Source organism: Microbacterium sp. Cr-K32, from assembly GCF_000708345.1.
In the GTDB taxonomy this organism is placed as follows: Bacteria; Actinomycetota; Actinomycetes; order Actinomycetales; family Microbacteriaceae; genus Microbacterium; species Microbacterium maritypicum_A.
Window position 1 is genome coordinate 140980 of the sequence record NZ_JARD01000026.1, and the last position, 11769, is coordinate 152748.

The following is an 11769-nucleotide window of genomic DNA, read 5'->3' on the forward strand; positions in this document are numbered from 1 at the left end:
CAGGCGGCCTCGCACCCCTAGCATTCTGAGTGGGGGCCGATACTGCGACTGGGGAACAACGCAGACGCTGGGGCCACGCGAGTGGGGATTCGCAGGCAACCGGGGCCGTGGTTGGGGAACCACGGTCCCGCCCCGCGGCATTCACGGACCATCGGCCGGCGTGAGACGATAGCCGACGCCGCGCACCGTCTCGATGTAGCGCGGCTGCGTCGTGCTGTCGCGGAGCTTGCGCCGCAGATTGGCGATATGGGTCTCGATCGCCCGTTTGTCCGGCTCGCTCACGTACTCGTTCGAGCCCTCGGGTGCCCCGCGCAACCCTCGCGCGAGATCGGCTTTGCTGCGCACGCGGAGCCCGGCCTCGAGCAGCATCGCGAGCAGGTCGAACTCGGTCGGCGTGAGGTCGATGCGCCGCTGCCCGATCAGGACCATCCGCGTGTCGAGGTCGAGGCTGAGATCCCGGTGGACACGGCCCCGCCAGGTGAGAACGGTGGCACCGTCGGCCGCCGGGTCGGGCTCGACTGCCGCTCGTCCGGTGTCCGGGAGCCGGGGAAGCACGGAGCGGGGTTCGGAAGGGTGGGGTTCCGAGGGGCGGGGATCGGCGACGCGGGGGCGCCGCAGCAGCGCCTCGATGCGCGCACGCAGTTCGCGCGGACGGAACGGCTTCACCAGATACTCGTCTGCTCCCGACGTGAGACCGAGGACCACGTCGGATTCCTCGGAGAGCGCGGAGAGCATGATGATGAAGGTGTCGCTGATCCGCCGGATGCGTCGTGCGACCTCGAAGCCGTCGATGCCGGGGAGATTGATGTCGAGCGTCGTGATCACCGGCTGGTGCTGCTCGATGGCCGCGAGCCCCTCCAACCCGGAACCGGTGAGGATCGTCTCGAAACCGGCGGCGAGGAACACCTCTTCCAGGAGAGATCGCACATCGGGGTCGTCCTCGACGATCACGGCGACGAGAGCGCGATCCACGGCCGGGGTCATACGATGCTCTCTCGCACGATCGTGACGACCCTCGGCGCGTCGGCGTCGAGCTCCGACGGGTCCAGATCGGAGGATCCGACCGGGCGCTCCACCTCGACATCCCACCACGAGTCGGCCAGTTCCTCGGCCATACCGCGTCCCCACTCCACCACCACGACCGATCGCTCGAGGTCGAGATCGAGGTCGTCGAGCTCCGCGGCGGAACCGAGCCGGTAGGCGTCGACATGCACGAGTGGCGCACCGCCGACCAGCGAGGGATGCGTGCGGGCTATGACGAAGGTCGGACTCTGCACGGGACCGCGCACTCCGAGCCCCTCGGCGAGGCCGCGCGTGAACGTGGTCTTCCCCGCGCCCAGCGGGCCCGTCAGGACGAGCAGGTCGCCGGCTTCCAGCTGTTCCCCGATCCGCACGCCCAACTGCTCCATCGCGTCGGCGGTCGCGATCTCTCGTCGGCCGAGGAACGCAGGGTCCACGCTCACGAGGTCCGCCGGGGGACGCGCGGACCGATGCGGGTGACGATCTCGTAGTTGATGGTGTCGGCGGCATCCGCCCAGTCCGTCGCGGACGGTACGCCGAGGGTGGGGTCGCCGAACAGGACCACCTCATCGCCGATCGAGACCGGAGCGTCGCCGACGTCGACGACGAACTGGTCCATCGCGATGCGCCCCACATTCACGAACCGGCGTCCGCCGATCGAGACCGGGAGCTTTCCCGATGCGTTCCGCGGCACCCCGTCGGCGTATCCGAGAGGCACCAGGACCAACGTCGTGTCGCGGTCGGTGCGATGGTCGTAGCCGTAGGAGACGCCGGTTCCTGCGGGCACTCTGCGGACGGCGGCGATCGCACCGCGGAGCGTCATCGCCGGGCGCAGACCGAGCTCCGCGGAGCTGCGGTCGTCGAACGGCGAGAGGCCGAAGAGTCCGACGCCGATGCGCACCGCGTCGAGGCGCATCTCCGGCAGGTCGATGGCGGCGGCCGTCGCAGCGATGTGCCGGATCTCGGGGCGGATGCCGAAAGCCGCCGCCGCGGCGACGCCTTCCTCGAACTTCGCGAGCGCAGCTCTGTCGTCGTCGACCGACGTGTTGGAGAGGTGACTGAACAGCCCGACGATGCGCAGTCGTCCGATGCGCTGGAGGCGCGCGGCCTCGGCCAGCACGCGGCCCCAGTCGGCGGGGGCGATGCCGTTGCGCGACAGCCCGGTCTCGAACTTCAGGTGCACGCCGACCGGACGGTCGACCGCGGCGGCAGCTCCGGCCGCCTCGAGCTGGTCGAACGACGAGATCCCCACCTCGATGTCCTGCGCGGCGGCGTGCTCGAATCGTTCCCCCGGCGCGTGCAGCCACGCCATGATCGGTGCACGCACGCCCTGTCGGCGCAGTTCGAGCGCCTCGGGGATCTCGGCGACGCCGACGCGGGTGGCACCGGCGGAGAGCGCCGCGACGGCCGCCGCCGCCGCGCCGTGGCCGTAGGCGTTGGCCTTCACGATGGCGATCACCTCGACCCCGGTGAGTCGTCGGAAATGACGCACGTTGTCGGCGATCGCGTCGAGATCGATGGTCGCTTCGCGGAACGGGACGGTCACAGCGGTGCTCCTTCGGCGACGACGAACGCTGCGGCGAGACCGGCGTCGTGGGTGAGTGTCAGATGCAGCGTCAGGATGCCGCGTTCCTCGACGACGGCGGCCGTCGAGCCGGAGAGCACGAAATGCGGGCGACCAGACGGCTCCGACGCGATCTCGATCTCGGTCCAGTGCACGCCGTCCGAGCCACCGAGCGCCTTGATCAGCGCTTCCTTGGCCGCGTAGCGGGCGGCGAGGGACGGAAGGCGGAGGGTGCGCTCCGACGGGGCGAAGAGCCGTTCGCGCAATCGCGGCGTCCGTGCCATCGTCCGCTCGAATCGCGGGATGTCCACGAGGTCGATTCCGGTGCCGATGATCACCCGTTCAGCCTACCGAGCCTGATTCCGGTTGAAATCGCCCAAATGGCTCCGTTTCCACTGGAAACGAAGCCATTCGCGCGATTCGAAGGGCGGGTCTACTCGACCGTGACCGACTTGGCGAGGTTGCGCGGCTGGTCGACGTCGAGGCCCTTCGCCGTGGCCAGCGCCATCGCGAAGATCTGCAGCGGCACGACGGCGAGCAGCGGCTCGAACATCGCTCCGGCGAGCGGGATGTGGATGACCTCGTCGGCGAACGGCAGCACGGCGGCGTCGCCCTCCTCGGCGATCACGATCACCCGGGCACCGCGCGCGCGGATCTCCTGGATGTTCGAGACGACCTTGGAGTGCACGAGCGCGGAGTGGCGCGGCGACGGAACCAGCACGAACACCGGCTGCCCGGGTTCGATCAGTGCGATCGGTCCGTGCTTGAGCTCGCCGGCGGCGAAGCCCTCGGCGTGGATGTAGGAGATCTCCTTGAGCTTGAGAGCACCTTCGAGGGCGATTGGGTACCCGACGTGGCGTCCCAGGAACAGCACCGAGCGGGTGTCGGCCATCCACCCGGCGAGCTGGGTGACGTGCTCCTGCTCGCTCTCGAGCACCTGGGCGATCTTGTCGGGAAGCGCAGCGAGTTCGTCGACGTCGACCGAGGCATCGGCGACCGCACCGCGCACCCGGCCCATGTGCAGGCCCAGCAGCAGGAGCGCGGTGATCTGCGCGGAGAACGCCTTGGTCGAGGCCACGGCGACCTCGGGGCCGGCATGGGTGTACACGACGGCATCCGACTCGCGCGGGATCGTGGCGCCCTGCGTGTTGCAGATCGACAGGGTGCGCGCACCGCGTTCCCTGGCGTACTTCACAGCCATCAGGGTGTCCATGGTCTCGCCCGACTGGCTGATCGACACGACGAGGGTGTCGGCGCCGATCACGGGGTCGCGGTAGCGGAACTCGTGGGCGAGCTCCACGTCGACGGCGACACGTGCCCACTGCTCGATCGCGTACTTGCCCACCAACGCCGCGTATGACGCCGTGCCGCAGGCGGTGATGATCACGCGGTTGATACCCACGAAGAGCTCGTCCAGTCCGTCGAGCTCCGGGATGACGACCTGTCCGTCGTGGATGCGACCGCGGATGGTGTTGGCGACGGCCTCGGGCTGCTCTGCGACCTCCTTGGCCATGAAGCTCGACCATCCGCCCTTCTCGGCAGCGGCGGCATCCCACGACACGTCGAACGGCTCGGGCTCGACGGGCGTGCCGGCGAAGTCCATCACCGTGACGGCGTCGGGGGTGATCGAGACGATCTGATCCTGGCCGATCGCAAGCGCCTTGCGCGTGTGCTCGATGAACGCGGCGACGTCGGAGCCGAGGAAGTTCTCGCCCTCGCCGAGTCCGATCACGAGCGGGGAGTTGCGGCGGGCGCCGACCACCAGACCGGGGTGGTCCTGGTGCATCGCCAGCAGGGTGAACGCACCTTCGAGGCGGTTCACGACGCTGCGGAAGGCGAGCTGCAGGTCGCCGCCGTTGCCGGCGTACTCGCGTCCGAGGAGCGCAGCAGCGACCTCGGTGTCGGTCTCACTGCGGAACACGACGCCGTCGGCGAGGAGCTCGTCGCGCAGTGCGGCGAAGTTCTCGATGATGCCGTTGTGGATGACGGCGAGCTTGTCGTCGTCGGCAAGGTGCGGGTGCGCGTTGCCGTCGGTCGGTCCTCCGTGGGTCGCCCAGCGGGTGTGCCCGATGCCGGTCGACCCGTCAGGGAGCGGCGCGTCGGCGAGCGAATCGCGCAGCACGGCGAGCTTTCCCGCCTTCTTGCGCATGCCGAGCGAGCCGCCGCCATCGATGACGGCGACACCCGCCGAGTCGTATCCGCGGTACTCCAGGCGTGCGAGGCCTGCGAGAAGGATGTCCTGGCTGGGGCGCGGGCCCACGTATCCGACGATTCCACACATGCGATCAAGAGTAAGACGAGTTTTTTGCGAGTCGTCCGTACATTCTTCCGCCCCGTCGCGGGTCGCACGCGGGGTCAGAGCTTGCGCAGCAGCACCGTCTCGACATCGTGGTCGGCACCCTTGCGCAGCACCAGGCGCGCGCGGTGCCTGGTCGGCATCACGTTCTCGATGAGGTTGGGCATGTTGATCTCGTTCCAGTAGCCGAGAGCCGTCGTGATCGCCTCGTCGTCCGTGAGGTGCGCGAACACGTTGAAGTAGGACGAGGGGTTGCTGAAGGCCGCCTGCCGGAGTGCGAGGAAGCGGTCGACGTACCACTTCTCGATATGCGACGTATCGGCGTCGACGAAGATCGAGAAGTCGAACAGGTCGCTCACGGCGACATCGTTCGGAGCCGGCGGCGGCTGCAGCACGTTCAGCCCCTCCACGATGACGACGTCGGGGCGACGCACCACGACGTTCGCGTCCGGCACGATGTCGTAGCGCATGTGCGAGTAGAACGGGGCGCGCACCTCGGTGGCACCGCTCTTGACCTCGGTGAGGAACTCGATCAGCGCGCGCCGGTCGTACGACTCGGGGAAACCCTTACGGTCCATGATCCCGCGGCGCTCGAGCTCGGCGTTCGGGTACAGGAAGCCATCCGTGGTGACCAGCTCCACCCGCGGCGTCCCCGGCCAACGGCTCATGAGCTCGCGCAGCAGACGGGCGATGGTCGACTTGCCCACCGCCACGGAACCGGCCACGCCTACGACGAACGGCGTCGTGGTGTCGTCCTCCTGGAGGAAGGAGGAGGTCGCCGCCCCCAGCCGTTTCGTCGCCGTGGCGTACAGGCTCAGCAGGCGGCTCAGGGGCAGGTACACCTCGCGTACCTCGGTGAGCGAGAGACGGTCCCCGATACCGCGGAGCTCGACGACCTCGGTCTCGGTGAGCGGCTGGTCGAGCCCGGCCGCGAGCCGCGCCCATTCCGCGCGTCCGATCTCCCGATAGGGCGACAGCGGCAGTGTGGGGTCGGCGGTGGTCACGGAGTACATCGTATCCGGGGGGCGAGTAGTCTCTTCCCGTGCGCCTGGGAGTCCTCGACATCGGATCCAACACCGTCCACATGCTCGCTGCCGACGTCCGTCCCGGTGGACGGCCGCTCGCGACGACGAGCGATAGGACGGTGCTGCGCCTCATGCGCTATCTCACCCCCGACGGCTCCATCTCGGAGGAGGGCGTCGCCGCGCTCGAGGAAGCGGTCGCGCAGGCACGGCGTGTGGCCGAGAGCGAGCGTGTCGACGCGCTGCTGGCCACCGCGACGAGCGCGGTTCGCGACGCGCGCAATGGCAGCGAGGTCATCGCCCGTATCGAAGCAGCCCTCGGCCAGCCGTTGCAGGTGCTCGACGGTGAGACCGAGGCAGAGCTGACGTTCCTCGCGGTACGGCGCTGGTTCGGCTGGTCCGCCGGTCAGATCCTGCTCCTCGACATCGGCGGCGGCTCGCTGGAGATCGCCGCCGGCGCGGAGGAGATGCCGGACGCGGCCGCGTCCGTTCCGCTCGGCGCCGGACGCATGACGGTGCAGTTCCTGCCGCACGATCCTCCGGGCGAGGCCGAGGTGGAGCGGCTGCGCGCGCACGCGACGACAACCTTGGCCGATGTGCTGCCGCGGTTCGTCGCCCTCCCCCGCCCAGACCATGTCGTCGGATCGTCGAAGGCGATCCGCTCCCTTGCCCGCCTGGTCGGGTACCCGGTACCGGGATGGTCGGGAAGCGAGCGGATGCTGCTCCCCCGCGCCTCCCTCGGGTCGTGGATCCCGCGCCTCGCACGCCTTCCCGCCTCCGCGCGGCAGGAGCTGCCGGGCATCACTCCGGACCGGACGTTCCAGATCGTGGCCGCCGCGGTCTCTCTGCATACGGCGATGACGGCCCTCGACGTCGACGAGCTCGAAGTGTCGCCATGGGCTCTGCGCGAAGGCGTGCTGCTGAGGTACATCGAACAGCTCAGCTGGTCCGCCTCTCGAACCTGAGCGGCGTCCGCCCCTCGAACATGAGCGGAGGACGACGCGGCACGAACACGCCCTGTTGCCGCGTACCTCCGTGCGGGTATCCTCTGACGAAGCGAGCACCTCTCCCGCGGTCGCAGACCGCTGGCGGGAGGTACGAGCCCGGCGAGCCGACCTCATCGTTCGGCGCCGCCCATCGATCATCGGCGTCGGGGGGTGCTGAGTGAGCCCGGGAGAGGCATTGGCCATCGGCTCGGCCGAACTGATCTCGCACGGCGTACGCGCAGTCGACGATCTGTCGACGATCCGCGCGACGCGGCGGACGCCCGGGCCTGTGATCCTGCTGTCGATGCAGGGCACGGCGACCGAACTGGCGATCGACACCACCACTGCGCACCCGCACCACGCCGTCTTCGCCTTCGTGGAGGCAGGGGGAATCTCGGCGAAGGAGCAGCACGGCCCGTGGGTGCCGCTCGGCAACGGGCTCGTGATCGCCCCGCCCGGGATCGACCAACGTGTTCAGTGCGACGGTGCCTGGCGCATCATCGCCGCCTTTGTTCCCCGCTCCGCGCTCGGGTCGTTCGTCGCGACGCTGCCCGCCACCAGTCGAGTCCTCGAAGAGCGGCGCCCGTTGGATCGCGCCATGCAGGCGTTCATCGAGCAGGTCCTCACCGTCGACGACGACGCGACGGCGATCGAGCGATATGCCATGGAGCATCTGATCGTGGAGATGAGCGGAGCGATCCTGCTCGACCGCGTCGACACGGCGTCCCCGCAACGCTCTCCCCACGCCGCGCTGCGCGACCGCGCCATCGCCGTGATCGCACAGCAGTGCGGCGACCCGGCGTTGAATCCTGACCTCGTCGCCCGCGAGGTTCAGGTCTCCCTCCGTCAGCTCCAGCTGGTCTTCGCCGAAGTGGAGAACAGTGTGGCCGGCGAGATCAGACACCAGCGCGCGCGCCGCGCCCGATCGCTTCTCATCGACAGCCGTTTCGATGCGCTGAGCATCGAGCAGGTGTCCCAGCGCTCCGGCTTCCATTCCCCCATCAGCCTCCGTCGCGCGCTCCAGGAGGACTACGGAGCCACGCCGCGGGCACTGCGCGCCCACAGCGGCACGGGATCGCAGAGCGACACGGGATCACGGAGCGGCGAACGCGAGACGGCCGATCGCTGAGATCAGCGATCGGCCGTCGTAGCGTCAGGTCAGGTCAGAGCGACAGGCGCTCTTGGACCACCTCTGCGAGGCGTCCGGCGTATGCATGCACGGATTCGGCATCGGCCGCCTCCACCATCACGCGCACCAACGGCTCGGTGCCGGACTTGCGCAGCAGCACCCGTCCGGAGTCGCCCAGCTCGGACTCGATGTCACGGACGGCTTGCTGCACGACCTCGTCATCGGACACGCGATCCTTGTCCACGTCGCGCACGTTGATGAGAACCTGCGGGTAGACCGTCATCACCGAGGCGAGCTCAGCGATCGACTTCTTCTGCCGCGCCATCTCGGCCACCAGGTGGAGGCCGGTGAGGATTCCGTCGCCTGTCGTGGCGTACTCGCTCATGATGACGTGACCGGACTGCTCACCGCCGAGGGCGTACCCGCCCTCGTTCATGTCCTCGAGCACGTAACGGTCTCCGACGGCCGTCTGGCGCACGGTGATCCCGTGCTCGCGCATGGCGACATGCAGACCGAGATTGCTCATCACCGTGGCGACCAGCGTGTCGTCCGTGAGGTGGCCGCGCTCCTTCATGGACACTGCGAGGATGGCCATGATCTGGTCGCCGTCGATGTGATTGCCCTCGGCGTCCACGGCGAGGCAGCGGTCGGCGTCGCCGTCGTGAGCGATGCCGATGTCGGCCCCGAGACGCACGACGGCCTCGGCCAGGTTGTCCAGGTGAGTCGAGCCGACACCGTCGTTGATGTTCCAGCCGTCAGGGTCGGCACCGATCACGGTGACCTCTGCTCCCGCATCGCGGAATGTCTCCGGAGAGACACCGGAGGCCGCGCCATGGGCGCAGTCGAGCACCACGTGGATGCCGTCCAGCCGGTTCGGGAGCGATCCGAGAAGATGCACCACGTAGCGGTCCTCCGCGTCGGAGAACCGGTCGATGCGACCGACGCCGGCACCCGTCGGGCGCAGCTTGTCGCCGGTCAGCGCTTCTTCGATGCGCAACTCGACCACGTCAGGGAGCTTGCGTCCTCCGCGGGCGAAGATCTTGATGCCGTTGTCGGGCGCAGCGTTGTGCGACGCCGAGATCATCACGCCGAAATCGGCATCGCGATCGGCGACGAGGAAAGCGAGAGCGGGCGTCGGGATGACTCCCGCCTCGAGCACGTCGACTCCGGAAGAGGCGAGACCCGCGGCGACGGCCGCGGCGATGAAATGTCCGGAGACCCGGGGGTCCCGGGCGACCACTGCGGTGAGTCGCTTGCCTTCGGCTTTGCGAGCCTCCGCAGTACGGCCCTGGCCCAGGACGACAGCAGTCGCCTGGGCCAGGGTGAGCGCCAGGTCGGCGGTGAGGGTGCCATTGGCGAGTCCTCGCACGCCGTCCGTGCCAAAGATCGGCATCGGAGCAGTTGACCTTAACGCTTCGAGTACTGAGGCGCCTTACGGGCCTTCTTGAGTCCAGCCTTCTTGCGCTCCTTGACACGGGCGTCGCGCGAGAGGAAGCCGGCCTTCTTCAGGGTCGGACGGTTGTTCTCCTCGTCGATGCCGTTCAGCGAACGGGCGATTCCGAGGCGAAGCGCACCGGCCTGACCCGAGGGGCCTCCGCCGGAGATGCGTGCGATGACGTCGTACGCACCAGCGAGGTTCAGCACGGTGAACGGGTCGTTGATCAGCTGCTGGTGCAGCTTGTTCGGGAAGTAGTCCTCGATCGTGCGGCCGTTGACCGTGATCGTGCCCGAGCCGGGGACGATGCGCACGCGGGCGATGGCCTGCTTGCGACGGCCGACAGCGGCGCCCGGGACGCTGAGGACGGGGCGGGGAGCCGCCTCGACCACGTCGGTCTCGGGAGTCGACGTCGAGAAGTTCTGGGGGGTTTCGGTGGTGTCCTGGATGTCAGCCACGAGTATGTCCTTAAGTCTTTACGGCGCTTACTGGGCGACCTGGTCGAGGGTGTACGGCGTCGGCTGCTGTGCGGCGTGCGGGTGCTCGGCACCGACATACACCTTGAGCTTGGACAGCTGCTGGCGGCCGATGCTGTTCTTGGGGAGCATGCCACGGATGGCCTTCTCGACAGCGCGGACCGGGTTCTTCTCGAGGAGCTCGGCGTAGGTGACCGACTTCAGGCCGCCCGGGTAACCGGAGTGGCGGTAGGCCATCTTCTTCTGGAGCTTCTGACCCGTGAGCGCGACCTTCTCCGCGTTCACGATGATGACGAAGTCACCCGAGTCGATGTGGTTGGCGAAGGTCGGCTTGTGCTTGCCACGCAGGAGCGTTGCGGCGTGCGAGGCCAGACGGCCGAGAACGACGTCAGTGGCGTCGATGACGACCCAATCGCGCTGGACTTCGCCAGCCTTGGGGGTGTAAGTGCGCGTCACGATAGTGCTGCTTTCTTGTGTCGAACGGAGAAGTTCGTGAATCCCACTCCGGGGTGGTTCTTCCCGACAGGGAGGAACACGCCAGTGGAGGGCTCACGTTCGGACGATGCCCCTTCTCCGCGGACGGGGAAAGGCACCAAAGAGAAATCATACGCCACGCCGTGCGTATGCCCAAACCCTGGCCTCAGTCGGGCTTGACCGTGACGAGGATGGGACGGTGATCGCTCGCGCCCTGCGGGAGAGTCGTGATGCGTTCGATCTCGAAGCCGGTCGACGTGGCGAAGTCGTAGTGCCCCCGGAACACGCGGTAGCGCGTATACGTGTGGTCGTCGCTGAGCGACAGCGCATACCCGTGCTCTCGAACGGCCTGACCGAGGTTCTCCTTGAAGATCGGATAGTTGTAGTCCCCGACCATCAACTGCGGCAGTCCCTCGCCGAGCGCAGCGAGCTCGCTGAGGGCGGCGCGGATCTGGTGACGTCGCAACGAGTTCAACGCGGTCAGCGGCGCGGCATGGAAGGAGGCGACGATGAAGTCCTGGCCATCGTCGATGTCGCGCAATCGTGCGCCGAGGACGCGCTCGTGCGCCGGCTTCGCGATGCGGTCGTGCAACGACTTCTTGAGGCCGAGCATGCGGATCGCCTGCAGATGGAATGTGCTCGCTCGATAGAAGAGCGCAAGCCCGAGACGATTGCCCTGCGTGGCGTCAGCCAGCACGAGGTCGCCGATCTGCGCGGGCAGCTCCGGAACATCGCACTCCTGCAGGCAGAGGACGTCGGGATCGTGCGCACGCACGAGCGCGGCGAGTTCGCCGGCTGCCCGGTGCTTCTGGAGGTTGTACGAGATGACCTTCATGATCGTTCCCACGCTACTCCCGACCGCTGTGCGTGGGCTCCGCGCAGCCGCCCGACGGCGTGTCCTGGACGTGATCGGTACCGGCGCCCGTGCCGATGAGGGCGCCGGTACCGACACGCATCGAGCCCTGTGCGGGGATGGGGAGTTGTCCCCATCGACGGTGTTCGTGGGTGCGCCGTAGGGTGGGTGTTGTTCGGGCCGGAGGGGTCCGGTTCTCTCGATTGGCGGAGGTGTGGACGATGGCCGATTTCGGTGCGTCTTATGCGGAGATGGAGCAGGTGGCGTCGTCGCTGTCGCAGGCTCGTGATGACATTCAGGGTCAGTTGGACACGTTGAAGGGTCAGGTGGACACTCTTCTGGGTGAGGACTTCAAGACGCAGCATGCGTCGGGGAAGTTCGGTGAGGGGTACACGGAGTTGACGACGGGTCTGAAGACCGCGGTCGACGGCATCAACGACATGTCCGAGTCGCTGTTGGGCATGATGCGGGCGATCCAGGACCTGGACCAGCAGCTCGCCGGCAGCTGACACAC

General features: G+C 68.1%; 13 protein-coding genes. 3 read left to right on the forward strand and 10 right to left on the reverse strand.

What is annotated here, in order from left to right:
* Positions 1–141: 141 nt before the first annotated feature.
* The 6 genes from GZ64_RS0113270 to coaA form a co-directional block, all read right to left on the reverse strand.
* Positions 142–984, reverse strand: coding sequence for a response regulator transcription factor (locus GZ64_RS0113270; protein WP_029267024.1), 843 nt, complete (start codon positions 982–984; stop codon positions 142–144).
* Complete coding sequence (gene tsaE, locus GZ64_RS0113275; protein WP_029258641.1) at positions 981–1463, reverse strand: tRNA (adenosine(37)-N6)-threonylcarbamoyltransferase complex ATPase subunit type 1 TsaE; 483 nt, start codon at positions 1461–1463, stop codon at positions 981–983. Before tsaE ends, GZ64_RS0113270 begins: the two co-directional genes overlap by 4 nt.
* Positions 1460–2566, reverse strand: coding sequence for an alanine racemase (alr, locus tag GZ64_RS0113280; protein WP_029267025.1), 1107 nt, complete (start codon positions 2564–2566; stop codon positions 1460–1462). Before alr ends, tsaE begins: the two co-directional genes overlap by 4 nt.
* The gene (locus GZ64_RS0113285; RefSeq protein WP_029258643.1) at positions 2563–2922 is read right to left on the reverse strand and encodes a holo-ACP synthase; all 360 of its coding nucleotides are present in this window, start codon (positions 2920–2922) and stop codon (positions 2563–2565) included. The genes alr and GZ64_RS0113285 overlap by 4 nt, the downstream gene beginning before the upstream one ends.
* A 95-nt stretch (positions 2923–3017) precedes the next feature.
* Complete coding sequence (gene glmS / locus GZ64_RS0113290; protein WP_029267027.1) at positions 3018–4865, reverse strand: glutamine--fructose-6-phosphate transaminase (isomerizing); 1848 nt, start codon at positions 4863–4865, stop codon at positions 3018–3020.
* Positions 4866–4939: 74 nt separating this feature from the next.
* The gene (gene coaA, locus GZ64_RS0113295; protein ID WP_021198968.1) at positions 4940–5893 is read right to left on the reverse strand and encodes a type I pantothenate kinase; all 954 of its coding nucleotides are present in this window, start codon (positions 5891–5893) and stop codon (positions 4940–4942) included.
* Positions 5894–5922: 29 nt separating this feature from the next.
* Between coaA and GZ64_RS0113300 the strand changes: the two genes are divergently transcribed.
* Together GZ64_RS0113300 and GZ64_RS0113305 are read left to right on the forward strand one after the other, a co-directional pair.
* Positions 5923–6867 (forward strand): Ppx/GppA phosphatase family protein, encoded by a 945-nt coding sequence (locus GZ64_RS0113300; RefSeq protein ID WP_021198969.1) that lies wholly within the window; start codon positions 5923–5925, stop codon positions 6865–6867.
* Positions 6868–7066: 199 nt separating this feature from the next.
* Positions 7067–8017 carry a helix-turn-helix domain-containing protein gene (locus GZ64_RS0113305; protein WP_136024524.1) on the forward strand — a complete coding sequence of 317 codons (951 nt, stop codon included), beginning with the start codon at positions 7067–7069 and terminating at the stop codon, positions 8015–8017.
* A gap of 34 nt (positions 8018–8051) precedes the next feature.
* Here GZ64_RS0113305 and glmM read toward each other — a convergent pair whose 3' ends face one another.
* The 4 genes from glmM to GZ64_RS0113325 form a co-directional block, all read right to left on the reverse strand.
* Entirely contained in the window at positions 8052–9410 is a 1359-nt protein-coding gene (gene glmM, locus GZ64_RS0113310) for a phosphoglucosamine mutase (RefSeq protein WP_021198971.1), read from the reverse strand.
* Positions 9411–9424: 14 nt separating this feature from the next.
* Positions 9425–9910 (reverse strand): 30S ribosomal protein S9, encoded by a 486-nt coding sequence (gene rpsI / locus GZ64_RS0113315; RefSeq protein ID WP_017828210.1) that lies wholly within the window; start codon positions 9908–9910, stop codon positions 9425–9427.
* A 27-nt stretch (positions 9911–9937) separates the two neighbouring features.
* Positions 9938–10384 carry a 50S ribosomal protein L13 gene (gene rplM / locus GZ64_RS0113320; protein ID WP_017828209.1) on the reverse strand — a complete coding sequence of 149 codons (447 nt, stop codon included), beginning with the start codon at positions 10382–10384 and terminating at the stop codon, positions 9938–9940.
* A 184-nt stretch (positions 10385–10568) separates the two neighbouring features.
* Positions 10569–11237 (reverse strand): endonuclease/exonuclease/phosphatase family protein, encoded by a 669-nt coding sequence (locus GZ64_RS0113325; RefSeq protein ID WP_029258647.1) that lies wholly within the window; start codon positions 11235–11237, stop codon positions 10569–10571.
* 239 nt (positions 11238–11476) lie between these two features.
* Between GZ64_RS0113325 and GZ64_RS0113330 the strand changes: the two genes are divergently transcribed.
* Positions 11477–11764, forward strand: coding sequence for a WXG100 family type VII secretion target (locus GZ64_RS0113330; protein ID WP_028501988.1), 288 nt, complete (start codon positions 11477–11479; stop codon positions 11762–11764).
* Positions 11765–11769 lie beyond the last annotated feature (5 nt).

Coding starts and splice junctions, on each gene's coding strand:
- glmM (WP_021198971.1), bottom strand. CDS start 9,410: ATGCCGATCTTTGGCACGGACGGCGTGCGAGGACTCGCCAATGGCACC.
- coaA (WP_021198968.1), bottom strand. CDS start 5,893: ATGTACTCCGTGACCACCGCCGACCCCACACTGCCGCTGTCGCCCTAT.
- GZ64_RS0113325 (WP_029258647.1), bottom strand. CDS start 11,237: ATGAAGGTCATCTCGTACAACCTCCAGAAGCACCGGGCAGCCGGCGAA.
- GZ64_RS0113330 (WP_028501988.1), top strand. CDS start 11,477: ATGGCCGATTTCGGTGCGTCTTATGCGGAGATGGAGCAGGTGGCGTCG.
- glmS (WP_029267027.1), bottom strand. CDS start 4,865: ATGTGTGGAATCGTCGGATACGTGGGCCCGCGCCCCAGCCAGGACATC.
- GZ64_RS0113270 (WP_029267024.1), bottom strand. CDS start 984: ATGACCCCGGCCGTGGATCGCGCTCTCGTCGCCGTGATCGTCGAGGAC.